General features: G+C 36.9%; 19 protein-coding genes. 15 read left to right on the top strand and 4 right to left on the bottom strand.

What is annotated here, in order from left to right; genetic code table 11:
* Positions 1 to 225 precede the first annotated feature (225 nt).
* Both purH and purN read right to left on the bottom strand, forming a co-directional pair.
* Entirely contained in the window at positions 226 to 1,752 is a 1,527-nt protein-coding gene (purH, locus tag AC1RJ8_RS16115) for a bifunctional phosphoribosylaminoimidazolecarboxamide formyltransferase/IMP cyclohydrolase (protein ID WP_492954532.1), read from the bottom strand.
* A 172-nt stretch (positions 1,753 to 1,924) separates the two neighbouring features.
* Positions 1,925 to 2,503: a phosphoribosylglycinamide formyltransferase gene (gene purN / locus AC1RJ8_RS16110; protein ID WP_492954533.1), complete on the bottom strand. Its 579-nt coding sequence runs from the start codon at positions 2,501 to 2,503 to the stop codon at positions 1,925 to 1,927.
* 242 nt (positions 2,504 to 2,745) lie between these two features.
* On the opposite strand from purN, the gene rpsT reads away from it, so the two are divergent.
* From rpsT to AC1RJ8_RS16040, 14 genes are all read left to right on the top strand, one after another.
* Positions 2,746 to 3,000 (top strand): 30S ribosomal protein S20, encoded by a 255-nt coding sequence (gene rpsT / locus AC1RJ8_RS16105; protein WP_029277289.1) that lies wholly within the window; start codon positions 2,746 to 2,748, stop codon positions 2,998 to 3,000.
* A 70-nt stretch (positions 3,001 to 3,070) separates the two neighbouring features.
* A complete protein-coding gene (radC, locus tag AC1RJ8_RS16100) occupies positions 3,071 to 3,769 on the top strand; it encodes a RadC family protein (RefSeq protein WP_029277287.1) in 699 nt (232 codons plus the stop codon).
* 107 nt (positions 3,770 to 3,876) lie between these two features.
* The gene (locus tag AC1RJ8_RS16095; RefSeq protein ID WP_492954534.1) at positions 3,877 to 4,713 is read left to right on the top strand and encodes an endonuclease/exonuclease/phosphatase family protein; all 837 of its coding nucleotides are present in this window, start codon (positions 3,877 to 3,879) and stop codon (positions 4,711 to 4,713) included.
* Positions 4,714 to 4,716: 3 nt separating this feature from the next.
* Positions 4,717 to 5,475, top strand: a complete 759-nt coding sequence (locus tag AC1RJ8_RS16090; protein ID WP_492954535.1) for a prolipoprotein diacylglyceryl transferase — start codon at positions 4,717 to 4,719, stop codon at positions 5,473 to 5,475.
* A gap of 5 nt (positions 5,476 to 5,480) precedes the next feature.
* Positions 5,481 to 6,875: a radical SAM protein gene (locus AC1RJ8_RS16085; RefSeq protein WP_492954536.1), complete on the top strand. Its 1,395-nt coding sequence runs from the start codon at positions 5,481 to 5,483 to the stop codon at positions 6,873 to 6,875.
* A gap of 1 nt (position 6,876) precedes the next feature.
* Positions 6,877 to 7,071 (top strand): hypothetical protein, encoded by a 195-nt coding sequence (locus AC1RJ8_RS16080; protein WP_492954537.1) that lies wholly within the window; start codon positions 6,877 to 6,879, stop codon positions 7,069 to 7,071.
* Between the two features lie 15 nt (positions 7,072 to 7,086).
* The gene (locus AC1RJ8_RS16075) at positions 7,087 to 7,281 is read left to right on the top strand and encodes a hypothetical protein (RefSeq protein ID WP_029277278.1); all 195 of its coding nucleotides are present in this window, start codon (positions 7,087 to 7,089) and stop codon (positions 7,279 to 7,281) included.
* Positions 7,282 to 7,414: 133 nt separating this feature from the next.
* Positions 7,415 to 9,814, top strand: coding sequence for a phenylalanine--tRNA ligase subunit beta (gene pheT, locus AC1RJ8_RS16070; protein ID WP_492954538.1), 2,400 nt, complete (start codon positions 7,415 to 7,417; stop codon positions 9,812 to 9,814).
* 31 nt (positions 9,815 to 9,845) lie between these two features.
* A complete protein-coding gene (locus AC1RJ8_RS16065; protein ID WP_492954539.1) occupies positions 9,846 to 10,136 on the top strand; it encodes a hypothetical protein in 291 nt (96 codons plus the stop codon).
* A 33-nt stretch (positions 10,137 to 10,169) separates the two neighbouring features.
* Positions 10,170 to 10,460, top strand: a complete 291-nt coding sequence (locus AC1RJ8_RS16060) for a cell division protein ZapA (RefSeq protein WP_492954540.1) — start codon at positions 10,170 to 10,172, stop codon at positions 10,458 to 10,460.
* Between the two features lie 331 nt (positions 10,461 to 10,791).
* On the top strand, positions 10,792 to 12,363 hold the full coding sequence (gene rny, locus AC1RJ8_RS16055) for a ribonuclease Y (protein ID WP_029277270.1): 1,572 nt from the start codon (positions 10,792 to 10,794) through the stop codon (positions 12,361 to 12,363).
* A 189-nt stretch (positions 12,364 to 12,552) separates the two neighbouring features.
* On the top strand, positions 12,553 to 13,068 hold the full coding sequence (locus AC1RJ8_RS16050; RefSeq protein ID WP_492954541.1) for an Mpo1 family 2-hydroxy fatty acid dioxygenase: 516 nt from the start codon (positions 12,553 to 12,555) through the stop codon (positions 13,066 to 13,068).
* A gap of 111 nt (positions 13,069 to 13,179) precedes the next feature.
* Positions 13,180 to 15,996, top strand: coding sequence for a TonB-dependent receptor (locus tag AC1RJ8_RS16045; RefSeq protein ID WP_492954542.1), 2,817 nt, complete (start codon positions 13,180 to 13,182; stop codon positions 15,994 to 15,996).
* A 115-nt stretch (positions 15,997 to 16,111) separates the two neighbouring features.
* On the top strand, positions 16,112 to 17,317 hold the full coding sequence (locus AC1RJ8_RS16040) for a beta-helix domain-containing protein (protein ID WP_492954543.1): 1,206 nt from the start codon (positions 16,112 to 16,114) through the stop codon (positions 17,315 to 17,317).
* A 90-nt stretch (positions 17,318 to 17,407) separates the two neighbouring features.
* Here AC1RJ8_RS16040 and AC1RJ8_RS16035 read toward each other — a convergent pair whose 3' ends face one another.
* Complete coding sequence (locus tag AC1RJ8_RS16035) at positions 17,408 to 17,701, bottom strand: hypothetical protein (RefSeq protein WP_492954544.1); 294 nt, start codon at positions 17,699 to 17,701, stop codon at positions 17,408 to 17,410.
* A 147-nt stretch (positions 17,702 to 17,848) separates the two neighbouring features.
* Here AC1RJ8_RS16035 and AC1RJ8_RS16030 point away from each other — a divergent pair, with 147 nt between their 5' ends.
* A complete protein-coding gene (locus AC1RJ8_RS16030) occupies positions 17,849 to 18,001 on the top strand; it encodes a hypothetical protein (protein WP_492954545.1) in 153 nt (50 codons plus the stop codon).
* Here the strand turns inward: AC1RJ8_RS16030 and AC1RJ8_RS16025 are convergent.
* Entirely contained in the window at positions 17,998 to 18,273 is a 276-nt protein-coding gene (locus tag AC1RJ8_RS16025; RefSeq protein WP_492954546.1) for a hypothetical protein, read from the bottom strand. The genes AC1RJ8_RS16030 and AC1RJ8_RS16025 overlap by 4 nt on opposite strands.
* Positions 18,274 to 18,305: the final 32 nt, after the last annotated feature.

The raw sequence follows: 18,305 nt of genomic DNA, 5'->3' as shown, positions 1-18,305 counted from the left end.
TATGTTTTCTTTATTTTATCAAATCTATACTATTCCTAATGTAAAAATAGCTTTTTTATTGTTTTAAGTTTTATTTTCTTCAGTTATTAAATTGTTTTTAAGGCAATTAAAATATTCAGAAAATAAAAAAGTTAAAAGACCAAAGCTGAAAGACCAAAGTTTTAAGCCATTAGGCTTTAACAAGGATTTTCGCTTTAAGCTTTAGTCTTTCGGCTTTAAGCTTGATTAGTGTTTAAAGTGTCTTACCCCAGTGGTTACCATTGCGATACCTTTTTCGTTTGCTTTTGCAACAGAATCGGCATCTTTAATCGATCCGCCTGGTTGCAGTACAGCTGTAATTCCGGCTTCGGCAGCAATCTCAACACAATCAGGGAAAGGGAAGAAAGCATCAGAAGCCATTGCTGCACCTTTAACGCTGAATCCGAAAGCCGCCGCTTTTTCAATCGCTTGTCTTAATGCATCAACACGCGAAGTTTGACCCACACCGCTGGCAATTAAAACGTCGTCCTTTACCAAAACGATGGTATTCGATTTAGTATGTTTTACAATTTTGTTAGCGAAGAACAAATCTTTTAACTCTTGTGCAGTTGGCGCTTTATCGGTAACGGTTGTCATTTGCTCAGGACCTTCGATAATTAAATCTTTATCCTGCTCAATTACACCGTTTAATAGTGTTTTAAATTGTTTTTTGCTCAATTCAACCTCATTACGTTGTAAAATAACGCGGTTTTTCTTTTTGCTGAATAACTCAATTGCTTCTGGTTGGTAAGAAGGTGCAATTAATACTTCGAAAAACAGGTTGTTAATTTCTTGGGCCGTTTCTAAATCTACCGCAACATTGGTAATCAATACGCCACCAAAAGCAGAAACCGGATCGCAGGCCAATGCATCAAGCCAGGCCTGTTTAACAGTAGGGCGGGAAGCAATACCGCAAGCATTTGTGTGTTTTAAGATTGCAAAAGTTGGATCTTCAAATTCGTCGATCAAAGCAACAGCTGCATCCACATCAACCAAATTGTTGTAAGAAAGCTCTTTACCATTAAGTTTGGTAAACATCGCATCTAGATCGCCATAGAATACACCGCCTTGATGAGGGTTTTCGCCATAACGCAAAGTTTTAGCTTCTGTTACGCTTTGTTTGAAAACATCAAGCGGCTCTTCTGTATTGAAATAATTAAAAATTGCAGTATCGTAATGTGAAGAAGTATGGAAAGCTGTTTTAGCGAACGATTTACGCTGTGCTAAAGTAGTTTCGCCATTTTGAGCTTCTAATTGGGCCTGTAAGGTAGGATAGTCGTTTTTCGATGCGATAATCACCACATCGTTGAAGTTTTTTGCAGCTGCACGGATTAAGGAAATACCACCAATATCAATTTTTTCGATAATTTCTTCTGGTGTTCCGCCTGCTTTTACAGTTTCTTCAAAAGGATATAAGTCAACAATAACCAAATCAATTTCGGGGATCTCATATTCAGCAATCTGCTCCTGATCTCCCGCTAACGCTCTACGGTTTAAAATTCCACCAAATACTTTTGGGTGTAAAGTTTTAACACGTCCGCCTAAAATAGACGGATAACCTGTTAAATCTTCAACCGCCGTAACCGGAAGATTTAAATCTTTGATGAATTGTTCTGTTCCACCGGTAGAAAATAACTGTACCCCTTGCGCGGCCAACAATTTTACCAATGGCTCCAAACCATCTTTATAATATACTGAGATTAAAGCGTTTTTGATTTTAATGGATTGACTCATTCTACTGAAAATTTTGAGCCGCAAAGGTAGTAAAACAGGATTGTTTTTTAATGAGATTTACCTATCAATATTAAATTTTATTCCACTATATATAATAAGGTATATTCATTTGCCAGATAAGCTCTTCTAAAGCCTAATTAAATAGCCTTATTAACCCGTTTTATGGTGTGATTTATTTGCTGATCTTTCTTACTATGGTTTCTACAATACGGGGGTAATGCTGGTGTTCGAGCTGCTGGCCTTTAAACTTTACCATTTCCAGGTTGTCATTTTTATCGATTCGGTACCTGGCCTGATAAATATATTCCCCTTCATCATAGTTTTCATTAACGTAATGAATGGTTATGCCGCCTTCGGTTTCGCCGGCGGCCATCACCGCGAGGTGTACATGGTCGCCATACATGCCTTTACCGCCAAATTTCGGAAGGATTGCCGGATGGATATTTACAATTCTGCCAGGGTAAGCATGGATCAGGTTTTTAGGGATCAGCCAGAGAAAACCTGCAAGAACAATAAAATCGATTTCAAGATTTTTGAGAAGGTCTATTACTTCGTCGGTTTTATAGAATTCATTTTTGTCGAAAATATGAGTGGGGATTTCGAAATTATCAGCTCTCTGCAATACATAGGCATCGGCATTGTTGGTTAATACCAAAGATATTTCTATTTCATTACTCCGTTTAAAATGCTCCATCAGTTTTTGGGCATTGGAGCCAGAACCTGATGCAAAGATGGCTATTCGTTTTTTCACTCAAAAATCGTTTTGCCCAAAAATAGTATTTTTAAGCCTGTTTTCTTAATCGAAAGGAAATTTTATTGAATTAAGTTAAAGTATTTATAATGAATAATTTTAACCTATTTTTGCAGTTCGGAAATGAGGTTCAATTTTAATGAAAAAAAAGTTGAAAGTGTTTTGTAATTTAAAAACATTAATCCTATATTTGCAACCCGAATTATAGGAAACGAATAAGAAAAATAAAAGGCTAAATAGAAATGGCAAATCATAAATCTTCATTAAAAAGAATTAGAGCAAACGCAACAAAACGTTTACGTAACAGATATCAGGCAAAAACTACACGTACCTTTATTAAAAGATTACGTGCTGCAGAAGATAAAAAATCTGCATCTGATTTATTGCCTAAAGTAATCTCTATGTTAGATCGTTTAGCTAAAAAGAATATTATCCACAAAAACAAAGCGGCTAATAACAAATCGAAATTAACGAAATTCGTTAACGGTTTAAAATAAGCCAATTTTTTTACGATATTAGTAAAGGCATCCTAACCAACAGTTAGGATGCCTTTTTTTGTCTAAAAAAATGGAAAATTACGAACAGAAACTAGGTATAAAGTTATGGGCTGAAGAAGATCGCCCCCGTGAAAAACTTTTATTACATGGCCGAAGACATTTAACAGATGCCGAACTGATTGCTATTTTAATTGGCTCGGGAAGTAAAAATGAAACTGCTGTGGATTTAAGTAAAAGGATTTTGTCGTTTTACGATAACAATTTAACAAAACTGGGAAAAGCTTCTATTCTGGAGCTTTCCAGGTTTAGAGGCATTGGGGAAGCCAAAGCGTTAACTATTATTGCCGCTTTAGAGCTTGGTTTGCGGCGGAAGGAAACTGCTGAAGAGGCCATTACCCATGTTACTACTTCTAACGATGTTTATAAATATTTACATCAAACTTTCGCTAACCTCAATCATGAAGAGTTTTGGATATTACTCCTAAACAGGTCTAATCGGGTGATAGGTAAATTTCTGATCAGTAAAGGCGGACAGGCAGGTACAGTAGCCGATCCGAAAATTATTTTTAAAACAGCTTTAGAAAACAATGCCGCAAATATTGTATTGGCACATAACCATCCTTCAGGAAGTTTAAAGCCTAGTGAGAGCGACGATAAATTGACCAGGAATATGGTTGCTTCAGGAAATTTGCTTAGCCTGTACGTGGTTGATCACCTGATTTTTGCCAATAACCGTTACTATAGTTATCGGGATGAAGATTTAATTTAAAAGATATTAGGTTGTTAAAATACAATTAACGTTAAATTAGTATAATAGTGGCTTAAAATTAGGTGTTGCTGGCTGGCCGGCATTAATTAAATTGTATAATTATATTTATGAATACTTTAAAAATCATCCCTGTTTTTCTTCTGTTAACCGTTATGGCATTTGCGCAAAAAACGGCAGTCCCAATTAATATTATTACTTACAATATCCGTTTAAATGTAGCATCTGACGGTGTTAATGCCTGGCCTAACCGGAAAGATAATGTTAAGGCCCTGGTGAAATTTCATGATGCTGATATTCTTTGTGTACAGGAAGCCTTGCCTGAGCAGTTTGATGCGCTTTTGGAGAATTCCAATTTCGATGTAGTAGGTGTTGGCCGTGAGGATGGTAAAAGAAAGGGCGAATTCTCTGCCGTTTATTTTGATAAAAAGAGGTTCACTAAAAAGGATGGCGGAACTTTTTGGTTGTCAGAAACACCAGATGTTCCATCAAAAGGTTGGGATGCTGCACTTAACCGGATATGCAGTTGGGTTAAATTATACGATAAGCAGAATAAAAAAGAATTTATCGTTTTTAACACACATTACGATCACGTTGGAGTGAAAGCGAGAATTGAATCAGCTAAATTATTGAAACAAAAAATACAACAGATAGCTCCTACTTTACCGGTCGTTTTTACAGGCGATTTAAATGTAACACCCGAAACTGAAGCTATTGCTACCATAAAATCTTTTCTTATCGACGCAAAAGATGTTTCTGTAGAGCCTCCATATGGGCCGACAGGCACTTTTAATGGGTTTGATTTTAACAGTGACCTGAAAAACAGGATCGACTACATTTTTGTAAACAAAGGATTTAAGGTGCAGAAATTTGCCGTATTAACTGATAGTCAGGATAAAAGGTACTATTCTGATCATTTACCTGTTTTTTGCAGACTTTGGTTTTAATAAATGCTGTTAAAATCTCTGTTTCCCTTTCAATTCGAACTTTTTGGTAACCAATACCACTATCACTATATTTTCGAAACGCTGGCATTTATAATTGGTGTTAGGTTGTATTATTTCTATAAAAAAGGAATTAAAGACCCGATATCTGACGAAAACAGGCTGTGGATTATGTTGGGCGCTATGCTTGGGGCATTAATTGGCTCGCGTGTAATTGCTGTACTCGAAACGCCTGAAGTACTCCACCACCTTAGTTTTTCAGTTCTTTATCAGAGTAAAACCATTGTTGGCGGTTTGCTTGGCGGTTTGTTCGGTGTTGAATTAATAAAAAAGATAATAGGTGTGGATATCGCTTCCGGAGATATCTATGTGATCCCGATTTTGATTGCCCTTATTATTGGCCGTATCGGTTGTTTTTCCATGGGGATCGACGAGCCAACCTATGGCATCCCTACCCATTTTTTTACAGGTATGGATTTGGGTGATGGCATATTGCGGCATCCCATCATGCTCTACGAAATGCTTTACCTCATGCTTTTGATTTTTTTGTTCAATGGTTTGAAAAATAAGCCATTGATCAATGGAGACCGCTTTAAATTGTTTATGGTATTGTATTTCCTATTCCGTTTTTGGGTAGAATTTATAAAACCTTACCATTCGTTATTTTTAAATTTAAGTAGCATTCATTGGTCTGCATTGTTTATTTTTATTTATTATTATAGATTCATCATCAGAATTTCGAAACAGATTTTACATAAACAGTAAACATTATGGCCAATACCAGAGATTATATATATTACGATTATACCAAAAGTCTTTGCCCTGAATGTTTACAGCTTTGCGATGCGAAAATTGTTTTTCAGGACGCTAAGGTATTTATGTTGAAAAACTGCAGAACGCACGGTGATAGCAAAGTAATGATTGCCGATGATGTAGAATATTACAAACAGATCCGCAATTACAATAAACAATCAGAAATGCCACTTAAGTTTAATACCAAAGTGCATTACGGTTGCCCTTACGATTGTGGCTTATGTACCGATCATGAACAGCATTCGTGTTTAACCGTAATAGAGGTTACTGATCGTTGTAACCTGGCCTGTCCAACCTGTTATGCCATGTCATCTCCAAGTTATGGCAGGCACAGAACTTTGGCGGAGATAGAACGCATGATGGATGTTGTTGTGGCAAACGAAGGTGAGCCCGATGTGGTTCAACTTTCGGGTGGAGAACCAACCGTACATCCCGATTTTTTTAAGATTTTAGACCTTGCCAAAACAAAGCCCATTAAACATTTAATGGTAAATACGAATGGGATCAGGATAGCAAAAGATATCGGCTTTGTAGAAAAATTAGCAAGCTATATGCCCGATTTTGAAATCTACCTGCAGTTTGATAGTTTTAGTGCTGAAGTATTGACCAGGCTTAGGGGAGAAGACCTTACCGAAGTAAGAAAAAAAGCCATCGATCACCTCAACCAGTTTAATGTATCTACTACTTTGGTGGTTACTTTGCAAAATGGCCTTAACGATCACGAAATTGGGGATATTTTAGATTACGCACTTAAACAGAAATGTGTTCGCGGTGTTACTTTTCAGCCTACTCAGGTTGCCGGAAGAAATGATGATTATAATGATCAACAGGGAAGAATAACGCTAACTGAGGTGCGCAGAAAAATTTATGAGCAATATCCTATTTTTACTCCTCAGGATTTAATCCCTGTGCCCTGTAATCCCGATGCCCTGTGTATGGCTTATGCATTAAAAATAGGCGATGAAGTGATCCCGATGACACATCTGATCAATCCGGAAGATTTACTCAACAATTCAAAAAATACCATCGTTTTCGAACACGATGAAAAATTGAAAGAACATATGCTCAATCTTTTTAGTACAGGTGTTTCAGTAGATTGTGCCGAAGATACCTTTGGCGAATTGATGTGTTGTCTGCCAAGGGTAAAATCGGATAGTTTAAGTTACGATAATTTATTTCGGATTATCATCATGAATTTTATGGATCCGCTGGATTTTGATGTACGCGCCGTTAAAAAATCATGCGTACATATTGTGAGTGATAAATATAAAATGGTACCCTTCGAAACCATGAATATTTTTTACCGCGACAACAAAATAGATCTGATCAGGGAAAAATTATATATGAGCTAACATGGGAGGTTTATTTGTATTATTCATTGTTTATTGTCTTACTGCAGTTGTACTCTTTGTGGTTGGCATTATTCAGATTATTATTAAATCATCAAGGAACGAACCCGTAAAACCCGGGTTAAAACTGCTTATCATTTCGGTAATTATGGTGGTAATCGGTTTTGGTGCCTGTGCAGTATTGCTTGCCAACAGTTAATCTCAAATTAAGCTCATGGAAATTTTTATTGTATATTGGGTAATTGTAGTATTGTTGTTTGTAATTGGCATCATTCAGATTATCGTAAAAGCTGCTAAAAATCAACCCGTTAAACCCGGCCTTAAACTGGTTATTGCATCTGTTATCATGCTGGTAATAGGAGCAGGGGCATGTGCAGTAATTCTATCTAATTTAAATATTGGCCATTAGTCATTTTTATTGTGTCAAGATTGCGGGTTTAACTTTCTCCTTTGACCTTTAAATAATATCTTTGCGTTTTATAGAAATAGAGTATCAGTCGAGATTTGTCTCGATACCTGATACTCACTACCTGATACTCCAAATGAAAATATCATATAACTGGTTAAAACAATTCGTACAGATCGATAAAACACCTCAAGAGCTTTCGTTAATTCTTACCAATGTTGGTTTAGAAGTAGAAAGTGTAGAAAAAGTGCAGCCTGTTGTAGGCGGTTTAGAGGGATTGGTTATCGGCGAAGTATTAACCTGTGTTCAGCATCCCAATGCCGATCGTTTGCGCATTACTACGGTAAACGTTGGTGGAAAAGAAAACCTTCAGATTGTTTGCGGTGCTCCAAATGTAGGTGTTGGCCAAAAAGTGGTAGTAGCTACCGTAGGCACAACCGTATATCCTTTAGAGGGTGAGCCATTTAAAATAAAAGAATCAAAAATCAGGGGAGAACTTTCGCAGGGCATGATCTGTGCCGAAGATGAAATTGGTTTAGGTAAATCGCATGATGGGATCATGATCCTTGCAGCGGATACCGAAATAGGGATCCGTGCTAAAGATCATTTCAAAATGGATGATGATTTTGTTTTCGAAATCGGATTAACGCCAAACCGTGCTGATGCAGCTTCTCATTTAGGTGTAGCGAGAGATTTAGCTGCTTATTTCAGAAGTGAATATGAAATGCCTGATCTTTCAGCTTTTAAAACAGACAACGAAAACTTGGTAATCCCGGTGGAGGTAGAAGATTTAGCAGCTTGTCCGCGTTACAGCAGCTTAACACTTTCTGGCGTTACCGTAAAAGAATCGCCAGAGTGGTTAAAAGATAAATTAAAGGTAATTGGTTTACGTCCCATCAATAATGTAGTTGATATTACCAATTATGTACTTCATGGTTTGGGTCAGCCTTTGCATGCTTTCGATGCTGATAAAATTGCCGGTGGAAAAGTAATCGTGAAAAAAGTTGCCGAAGGAACACCTTTTGTAACCCTTGATGATGTTGAACGTAAGTTGAGTGCAGATGATTTAATGATCTGCAATGCCGAAACGCCAATGTGTATTGCAGGTGTTTTCGGTGGAAAATCTTCTGGAGTTGATGCCAATACGAAAAATATTTTCTTAGAAAGTGCTTACTTTAATTCGGTTTCCGTTCGTAAAACTTCAAAAAGGCATGGCTTAAAAACCGACGCCTCTTTCCGCTACGAGCGTGGTACTGATCCGGAGATTACGGTTACGGCTTTAAAATATGCAGCATTATTAATTAAAGAACTGGCTGGCGGGGAAATTTCTTCATCAGTATCCGATATTTATCCAAGTCATATCAAGCCTTTCGAGTTTGAAGTAAGTTATACCAACATCAATAAATTAATTGGTGCAAATATTCCATCAGCCGAAATTAAACACATTATTACTGCTTTAGGTATTTCAGCAACCAATACCTCTGAAGATACTTTGGCTTTAAGAGTGCCATCTTTTAAAGTTGATGTAACCCGCGAATGTGATATTACAGAAGAAGTATTGCGTATTTACGGTTATAATAATATCGAAATCCCTTCAAAGGTAAATGCATCGCTTTCTTACAGCATTAAGCCTGAAAAAGAAAATACACATAACGTAATTGCAGATATGCTTACCTCAAACGGTTATGCAGAAATTATGTGCAATTCGTTAACTAAATCGGCCTATTCGAAAAATTTAGATGAAGCCGTATTTATTTTAAATCCCTTAAGCAGCGATTTAAATGTAATGCGTCAGCATTTATTGATGCCGGCATTAGAGAGTGTAGCTTACAACCAAAACCGTAAAAATGCTGATGTTAAGTTTTACGAATTTGGTAAAACCTATCATTTAATTAATGAGCAGTATGTAGAGCGCTCAAGGTTATTATTGTTGATTTCGGGTGCTAAACAGGGCGAGCAATGGAACCACAATGCTAAACCGGCAACTTTCTATAATTTAAAAGCGGCAGTTGATGCGATTATATCGCGTTTAGGTATTGCAAGCTATCAATCTGATGCTTTAAATGACGAAAACTTTGCTTATGGGATTAAATATTTCCGTGGAGATAAAACCCTGGTAAGTTTTGGTGCCGTTTCAAAAGCCGACCGTAAAGTAGCCGATGTAAATGCGGAGGTTTTTTATGCCGATTTTGATTGGGCAGCCCTGTTGGATATTGTAAGGAAAAATAAAATCGTTAATAAAGAAGTTTCTAAGTACCCTCAAGTGCGTAGAGATTTATCTTTATTGATCGATCAGGCCGTAACTTTCGATACTTTAAAAGGCATTGCTTTCAAAACCGATAAAAAGCTGATCAAGGAGGTTGGTGTGTTCGATGTGTATGTAGGTGATAAATTACCTGAAGGTAAAAAATCGTATGCCTTGAACTTCATTCTACAGGATGAAGAACAAACCTTGACCGATAAGCAGATTGAAAACACCATGCAGAAATTAATCGCGAATTTAACGGCACAAGCTGGTGCAGAAATTAGGAAATAAAATATAAATTCGTATTTTTAGAAATAAATTCATGGCTTCTGTTGCAGATCAATTAGATAAAGTATTACAAAAAACGGCTCGGGTATTAGAGCTATGTAATGCGCTACAGGAAGAAAATGATTTATTAAAGCTTGAAAATCAATCGTTAAAAGTAGCACTCGATACAGCGAAGGGCAAAAATGTAGAACTTGATGAAAAATTAAGGGTTACAAAATTGGCTAAAAGTATAGAGGGAACAAGCGAAAAATCGCTTGACATTAAACAAAAAATTAACGATTTTGTGCGGGAGATTGATAAAAGTATTGCATTATTAAAAAAATAATGATGCGGAGAAATCAGAAACTAAGCTAAACAAATGGGAGAAATCTCGATTAAAATAACCATTTCCGACCGTATTTATCCACTAAAGGTGAATATGGAAGAGGAAGAAATTGTGAGACGGGCAGCAAAAATGATCAATGAGCGCATAAAAGATTATCAGGATAATTATGCGGTTAGAGATAAGCAGGATCTTCTTTCTATGGCAGTGTTACATTATGCAACAGCCGTATTGAGAACAGAAAATAAAGCACAAAACCAGGATACTGCTGTTGCCGATAAAGTCGAAGAATTGGATGTTTTACTCAGTAATTTCTTTTCAAAATAAGGTTCGTTCTTTCAAAGTATACGTCACTCTGAACTTGTTTCAGAGCCTGTTTAATAAGATCCTGACCTGTAGCGCAGCGGAAAGCTACGTAGTAAAATAAATTCAGGATGACGCGTGCTTTAAATATATTAGCATAAAAACATAGCCGCGGCTAGTTTTTGAGTTTCAAATTTTATAAAACTTAACACTTCAATATCTATAGGGTTAAGAGGGCGTATTTCATCTGCTATGGCACCTGAAAATGGCTTAAACCCTAATTATGCTTAGTTGAGGTTTAAAATGTATGAGACTTTAAAAATTAGTTGCGGTTTTTTTTTACTTAAAAAACAAAATGGAAATAGTTGAAATATTAGGATACGTATTTGCCGTAATAGCGGGTATAGCTATCGGAGTGGTGGTAGGAAGATTCCTCCTGCGTAACTTGCTTAAACAGCAGGAAGTTGCCGCACAGAACAAAGTGAAAAAGATTTTAAAAGATGCAGAAAACAATGCAGAGATCTTAAAAAAGAATAAACTTTTAGAAGCAAAAGAAAAGTTTTTGCAAATGAAAGCGGAGCATGAGCAAGAAGTGAATGCCAAAAACAATAACATTAACCAACGCGAAAATACCATGAAGCAGAAAGAGCAATCGGTAAACCAGCGCATGGAAAATTTTAATAAAAAAGAACAAGAACTCGATAAGCAAAAAAGCGTTTTAGAAAAGCAAACCGAAATTGCGATTAAAAAGCAAGAAGAAGTTGAAGTGCTTAAAAACCAGCACCTAAAACAATTAGAAACCATTGCTGGTCTATCTGCCGAAGAAGCTAAAGAGCAATTGGTAGAAAATCTGAAACAAGAAGCCCGTACACAGGCAATGATGCAGGTAAAGGATATTGTGGATGAAGCAAAGTTAACAGCGAGTAAAGAAGCTAAAAAAGTAGTTATCCAAACCATTCAACGTACCGCTACCGAAGCTGCAATTGAAAATTCAGTTTCTATTTTTCATATCGAAAGCGACGAGATTAAAGGTCGTGTTATTGGTAGAGAGGGTAGAAACATCCGTGCTTTAGAAGCTGCTACCGGTATTGAAATTATTGTTGATGATACACCGGAAGCAATTATTTTATCAGGTTTCGATCCGGTAAGAAGGGAAATTGCCCGTTTGGCTTTACACCGTTTGGTAACAGATGGTCGTATCCATCCGGCACGTATTGAGGAGATTGTAGCAAAAACCAAAAAACAGATCGAAGATGAGATTGTAGAAATTGGTGAACGTACCGTGATTGATTTAGGTATCCATGGCTTGCACCCTGAGTTAATCCGTATGGTTGGCCGTATGCGTTACCGTTCATCTTACGGACAAAACCTGTTACACCACTCACGTGAGGTAGCTAATTTCTGTGCAACTATGGCTGCCGAATTAGGCTTAAATGCTAAAATGGCTAAACGTGCAGGTTTATTACATGATATTGGTAAAGTACCTGATGATAACCCTGAATTGCCACACGCAATTTTAGGTATGCAATTGGCCGAAAAATATAAAGAGCACCCTGAAATTTGTAATGCTATTGGGGCCCACCACGATGAAATTGAAATGACTTCAATGATCTCTCCAATTGTACAGGCTTGTGATGCGATCTCTGGTGCGCGTCCGGGTGCACGTCGTGAGGTGGTAGAAAGTTATATCAAACGCCTTAAAGATTTAGAAGAACTGGCTTTATCTTATCCTGGCGTAGAAAAAACGTTTGCAATTCAGGCTGGTAGAGAATTACGTGTGATTGTAGAAAGTGAACGTATTACTGATGCACAGGCAGAACTTTTAGCTGCAGATATTTCAACCCGCATTCAAACCGAAATGACTTATCCAGGACAGATTAAGGTTACTGTAATCAGAGAAACCCGTTCTGTAGCATTTGCAAAATAGACTAAATCGACATCCTGAACTTGTTTTACTGCGTAGCTTTCCGCTGCGCTACAGGTCAGCATGACGAGTGGTTTAATACTAGCCTCGGTTCGTGTCCTCACGAAACGATAGGAGAAAAAGGTTTGGGCGAATGAATTAAACAAAATATAAAGCGATGGATATTCCATCGCTTTTTTTTATTTTTACATAATGAGCAAGCAAACCATAACAATCGAACCCAAACGGCCAGTAGATGTACTTTTTGATAAGTATGCCGAAAGTCACCAAAATCCGACAAACAAGCTGGTGCACTGGATCTGTGTTCCGTTAATTGTATTCAGCTTACTGGGTTTGATCTGGCAGATCCCTTTTCCACATATCGGTTTTTTAGGTAGCTACAACGGTTTCTTTAACTGGGCATCTTTTCTATTGGCCTTTAGCTTGTATTATTACTTTACACTTTCGCCAGTATTGTTTTTTTTGATGATTTGGGTGGTGGGTTTAATGAGTTACATCATCGTAAAAATTGAACAAGCAGTAGGCTTAGGTAGTGGAACGGCCTATGCTATTTATGCGGCAATATTTGTAGCCGCCTGGATTGGTCAATTTATTGGTCACAAAATTGAAGGTAAAAAACCTTCATTCCTTGATGATGTTAAGTTCTTGTTAGTAGGTCCGATCTGGTTATTGCACTTCATTTGCAAGAAAGTGGGTATTCGTTACTGATTCGGAAAGCGCTTAACGTTTAGTTAACTTTAAAGTAAAACAATGTTAATTAACACCTAACCTGTAGTTAACACTGTGGTAATACTTTTGCCCTTATCAAATAAAGGCAAATTGGACTTACTAAACTCTTTTAAAAGAGCAGCACTCACGGTGTTCGCTTTAACGATCAGCATATTATCATATGCGCAGACAGGAAAAATTTCTGGAACAGTTACCGATAAAAAAACCGGCGAAACCTTAATTGGGGTAACGGTTAAAATTAAAGGTACAACTAAAGGTACTTCTACAGGTGCTGATGGTAAATATACTATCGCTGCATTACAAGATGGCAAATTTATTATAGAGGCTTCTTATGTAGGTTATGCCAATAAAGAAGTACCGGCTGTGGAAGTGACCGGAGGGGCTACAACTACTTTAAACCTCGCGCTTGAAGAATCTAATTCTCAAAAATTAGCTGATGTACAGGTAAAAGGTCAGGCCAGCAGAGAAACTGAAACGGCACTTTTATCGCTTCAAAAAAATGCAATAGAAATTAAACAGGGTATCGGAATCCAGGAACTATCCAGAAAGGGTGTAAGTGATGTTGAAGAAGGATTAACCAAAATTACAGGTATTACCAAGGTAGATGGCAGGGGTCTATTTGTAAGGGGCTTAGAAGACAGGTATAATAATCTTTTAATAAATGGTTTAGCTGTTCCTTCTAACAATCCTTTCAAAAAGATTATCCCTTTAGATCTTTTCCCAACAGACATTGTAAGTGTTTTAGAAACCTACAAAACATTCAACTCAGGTTTATATGGCGATTTTGCAGGTGGAACATTTAATATTGTAACCGCTAAGGGCGAAAAGGCAGTCACGAAAATTAATATCGGTACCAGCTTTCTTTCTAACAGTAGCTTTAAGAAATTCTTAAGGCCGGAAGGTGAGACTTCAGTTAGCGATTACTTTGGTTTTCCCAGCAATGACCGCAGCATACCTAAGGTTTTCGGTAAGAAGCCATCATCTTATACCATGACTGCAAACGAAGCCAATTCACAGTTTGACTCTGGCTTCGATGTGGAAGAAGGAAATGCACCTTTGAATACAAATATTGGTATACTACATACACAGAAAATCAGGTTCGAAAACAACCGCTCATTCCAGTATTTGGTTTCAATTAATACCGATAATAATTTTCAGATTAGAGAAGGTGTAGATCGTTTCTTTAATACAGCACAAGGTATTTACGATAATAACCTATATACCACTAAATACAGGTTTTCTACCAATTCATCGGTATTAGGTGCAATTAATTATGGTACCAACAGGTTAAACCTTAATTTAAATGCCTTTTATTTAAAAGGAACAGAAACAATGATTCAGGATCAACTGGGTTATACCAATAGCCAGGCTACGGTTACTAACTCATTTATCCGTTTAAACCAATTACAAAAGACAGATTTCTTTACCGGTCAGGTGTTCGCGAATTATAAAATAACGGAAGATGACAGGCATAGTGTAAGGGCAGGAGCTTCTTATTCAAAAACAAGTTATGAGCTTCCTGACAGAAAATCGTTTAAAGGAGTACAGCTGGATGCGAATACCACATCAATTAGTTATACCGGTAACAGTATTTCAAGACAGTATATGGATTTTAACGGCGACTTCTTCGGATCTGGTTTATTAGAATACAACTGGAAGTTTGGAAATAGCGATTTAGCAAAGAGCAACAAACTTACAGTGGGTTACAATGGCTCTTTCAATAAAATAGAATCTAATTTCAGGTTTTTAGTTTCGCAAAACCTCGCCTCTAATAGTGCTACTTTTAATACCAATCAGCCTGATGCTACATTGGCTGGCCAGATTGCCAATGGCGGCTTTACTTATAATGAAGGTACAGGAGCAACTTACCTTGCCCGCATGCAAGAAAGTGTAAACGCAGGTTATGCCGATTTATCTCTTGTAATAGGTGATAAAATTAACATCAATGGAGGGTTAAGGGTAGAGCAATCGCAACGGATTACTAGGTTTAGAAATCAGGGTACTTTTGATGATCCTCTTTTGCGGGTGACTAAAAATAATACTGACGTTTTGCCAGCTGTAAACTTTAAATATTCGGTTAGCGAGAAAACGAACTTAAGGCTATCACTTTCAAAAACCTTAACCAAACCGGTTATTATGGAAGCTTTCCCGTTAGAGTTCGTAAACCCGGATGCGACTATTGAAAATGGTAACCCTAATGTGGTAAACAGTAAAAACTACAATGTTGATGTAAAATATGAGTTTTTCCCTTCTAATACCGAAATGTTTGCCATAACCGGATTTGCCAAATATTTGAAAAATCCGATAGAACGTTTATTCACACAAACCGCAGGGAGTGGTGGTTTAGCCATTACTTATGATAATTCTAAAAAAGCAGTTTTATATGGTGCTGAATTAGAATTTTTATTGCAACTATCGAGGTTTAGCGAATCACTTTCTAATTTCTCAGTTGGTTTCAATACCTCACTGATGTATACCCAAACTACTATTGATAAAGTAAAAAATAGTGCAGAAACGGCTGCTATTGGTAACGAAAATACCCGCAGGTTGCAAGGCGCTTCTCCATGGTTAATCAATGCTGATATTAAACACGAAAGTAATTTTAGTAAAAACTGGAAAAGCACCATCACATTAGCCTATAATATCTATGGCGAACGTATTTATGCTGTAGGTACCAATGGCTTAGATAACTACTACGAGAAACCATTTGGAAAATTGGATCTGATCTGGAGCAACAAGATTTCGAGCAAGTGGGATTTAAAGTTTGGTGTAGAGAATATCTTAAACCCAACTTATAAAGTTGATTTGGGGGAAAAGAGCTTAGTGAAAATATACGAGAACAGCCTTACTGTTAAAGATTATAAAAGAGGTGTTGGCGTATCGTTAGGCCTTGGCTACACATTCTAATTTAATATTACAATTTCTTAACCTTCGGTTTATGTAATGTTAAAACTGGGTTAATGTATTCAAAACATAGGAAAACTAAATTTACACATCAAAGGAAAATTAAAAAAGATTAAAAATGAAAAAATTACTTTATGCAATTGCTGTGTCAGCTACAATTTTTACGGGCTGTTCAAAAGACGAAGATGATGAAATCCCTACAAAAGTTCCAGTGGTAGGGGAAATCACAGGTGATATTACAGCTAACAGGACATTGGCTTTTGGTAATTATACGTTAAAAGGTATTGTTAAAATTCAACCAGGTGCTACGTTAACTATCGAAGCAGGCTCTACTTTCACTGCTGATAAGGTTGACGGTGATGATGGTTTAGTCGTTTTAAACGGTGGTAAATTAATTGCCAATGGTACAGCCGATAATCCGATTGTATTAACCGAAAAATCAAAAGTTGGTGGTTCATGGAACGGTATCATTATGTATGGTGATGCGCCGATTGTAAATTCATCAACTGCTACAGGTACACAAACTGCAGCTTCAGAAGATGGTTTAAATTTATCTTACGGTGGTACTAATGCTGCCCATAATGGTGGTTCGTTAAAATATGTAAGAGTAGAATACGCTGGTCGTGTAATTACTACCAACTCTAAAGAGCAAAATGGTTTTTCATTCTACTCAGTAGGTAGCGGAACAGTATTAGAAAATCTGGTTTCTTACAAAGGAAATGATGATGGTTTCGAATTTTATGGTGGTACTGTAAGTGGTAAAAACTTAATCTCTTATGGTAACGCTGATGACGCTTTCGATTGGCAGGATGGCTGGAAAGGCCAGGATAATACCAACTGGTTTGCTTATCAAACTGGTGTGGCTAACTACGGCATGGAAGTAGAAGCAAAAAGTGTTAACAATGCATTTTGGCCTAAAGTAACCAATATTACTTTAAAAAGAGCTGCTGGTACCACAACTGAAGCACAAAGTGAAATCCAGTTAGATGCTTTTCAATTTAAAGCACAGGGTAATGGCGATTTTAGCAATATTATAATTGATGGATATAATAGTCAAACAACCCCAACAGCACTTGTCGGTGGGGCAGTTCAAATCAAAGATTTAGTAACCTATAACGATCAGGTTGTAGCAGGAAAAATTAAATTAACTAACGTTAAAGTAACCAATACACCGACGTTGTTCATCGCTGGTGCAGCAACTTTTGCCGTAAACGCAGCAAGTTTTGGTACAAACTGGACAGTTTCTACTACTGCAACAGGTGCTGCTTTAACAAAAGGAAAATGGTCAACTGTTGACGGTGTAGATTTGTTAGCTAATTTATAATAGCAATACTCCTCAACAACCATAAAAAGCGGGTGTTCATCATAATGGTGAACACCCACTTTATTTTAAATCGTATTTTATACTGTCTCTTTAACCTCTTTCTTTTGCTTTCTTCGCTACAGCAGGTTTAGCAGCTTTTGCCTTCGGAGCCGCAGGAGTAACTTGCTCTTCTTTGATATATGGCGTTATAGAATCATCTTGAGTGGCGAAAGTAACTTTTTTAGTTAATTGTTTTGCAAATTTTTCGATTACTTTATCGGTTTTTTTGGCTTTGCCGTACTGGATAACAAGTTCGTTAAATGCAAGGGCTAATTTCGATTCTAATTCTTTGCGTAGTTTTTTGCTTGTCGAATGATTTTTCGACTTGGATTTGTTCTTTTTCATCTAAAACTTATGGGTTTTCCCAAAGATAGAGAATCGGAAAGTTAATTAATATTATGATTATGTTAACACGTAGTTGGCCGCTTAACATATAAAATATTTCTCATAACTTAGGTTAAATCACATAGGTTAGCATTTAATCGAACGAATATGAATTATCCAATATTAATCGGCGTTGCAGTTCTGGTCATTATTTTAATTGCTTACCTGATCAAAAGAAACCAAAAAGACAAAAAGGAATTTGAAGAAGAGGTAATCCAGTCAGAACTTCCGCCTGAGAAAGACGATAAAGAAAACATTTAGAAAGTATGTCCTGGTGCAATTTCTCCGCCCAGATCTAGTGTATTCTGGAAACCTTCCAGGTATTGAAGTAAATGCCGTTCCGCATTTGCATAAGAAGTAAATGTTGATGCCGGTTCATAAGCGTCAGCATCAGTTTTGCTTTTGTAAAATGAACTGATTTTGAAAACGAAAACTTTGTCATCATTTATTGGCGACATAATTCTAGCCTTTATAGCGTGACCGTTCACCTCAACAAAAAATTCCTTTAAAACGGTATAGATAATAGCAGACATAGATAAGGTTTTAGATTTAACTCAATATGAGA

This window comes from Pedobacter sp. GW822-FHT03F06, assembly GCF_058801365.1.
Note: the sequence above shows the minus strand (reverse complement) of the source record. Positions and strands in the feature narration are given on the sequence as shown.

Bases quoted from the DNA above. Each gene is read 5' to 3' on its own strand.
- AC1RJ8_RS16090 (WP_492954535.1), top strand. From the start codon at position 4,717: ATGCTGTTAAAATCTCTGTTTCCCTTTCAATTCGAACTTTTTGGTAAC.
- AC1RJ8_RS16060 (WP_492954540.1), top strand. From the start codon at position 10,170: ATGGGAGAAATCTCGATTAAAATAACCATTTCCGACCGTATTTATCCA.
- AC1RJ8_RS16095 (WP_492954534.1), top strand. From the start codon at position 3,877: ATGAATACTTTAAAAATCATCCCTGTTTTTCTTCTGTTAACCGTTATG.
- AC1RJ8_RS16025 (WP_492954546.1), bottom strand. From the start codon at position 18,273: ATGTCTGCTATTATCTATACCGTTTTAAAGGAATTTTTTGTTGAGGTG.
- radC (WP_029277287.1), top strand. From the start codon at position 3,071: ATGGAAAATTACGAACAGAAACTAGGTATAAAGTTATGGGCTGAAGAA.
- AC1RJ8_RS16065 (WP_492954539.1), top strand. From the start codon at position 9,846: ATGGCTTCTGTTGCAGATCAATTAGATAAAGTATTACAAAAAACGGCT.
- rpsT (WP_029277289.1), top strand. From the start codon at position 2,746: ATGGCAAATCATAAATCTTCATTAAAAAGAATTAGAGCAAACGCAACA.
- rny (WP_029277270.1), top strand. From the start codon at position 10,792: ATGGAAATAGTTGAAATATTAGGATACGTATTTGCCGTAATAGCGGGT.
- purH (WP_492954532.1), bottom strand. From the start codon at position 1,752: ATGAGTCAATCCATTAAAATCAAAAACGCTTTAATCTCAGTATATTAT.
- AC1RJ8_RS16080 (WP_492954537.1), top strand. From the start codon at position 6,877: ATGGGAGGTTTATTTGTATTATTCATTGTTTATTGTCTTACTGCAGTT.
- AC1RJ8_RS16085 (WP_492954536.1), top strand. From the start codon at position 5,481: ATGGCCAATACCAGAGATTATATATATTACGATTATACCAAAAGTCTT.
- AC1RJ8_RS16050 (WP_492954541.1), top strand. From the start codon at position 12,553: ATGAGCAAGCAAACCATAACAATCGAACCCAAACGGCCAGTAGATGTA.
- AC1RJ8_RS16035 (WP_492954544.1), bottom strand. From the start codon at position 17,701: ATGAAAAAGAACAAATCCAAGTCGAAAAATCATTCGACAAGCAAAAAA.
- AC1RJ8_RS16040 (WP_492954543.1), top strand. From the start codon at position 16,112: ATGAAAAAATTACTTTATGCAATTGCTGTGTCAGCTACAATTTTTACG.
- pheT (WP_492954538.1), top strand. From the start codon at position 7,415: ATGAAAATATCATATAACTGGTTAAAACAATTCGTACAGATCGATAAA.
- AC1RJ8_RS16075 (WP_029277278.1), top strand. From the start codon at position 7,087: ATGGAAATTTTTATTGTATATTGGGTAATTGTAGTATTGTTGTTTGTA.
- AC1RJ8_RS16030 (WP_492954545.1), top strand. From the start codon at position 17,849: ATGAATTATCCAATATTAATCGGCGTTGCAGTTCTGGTCATTATTTTA.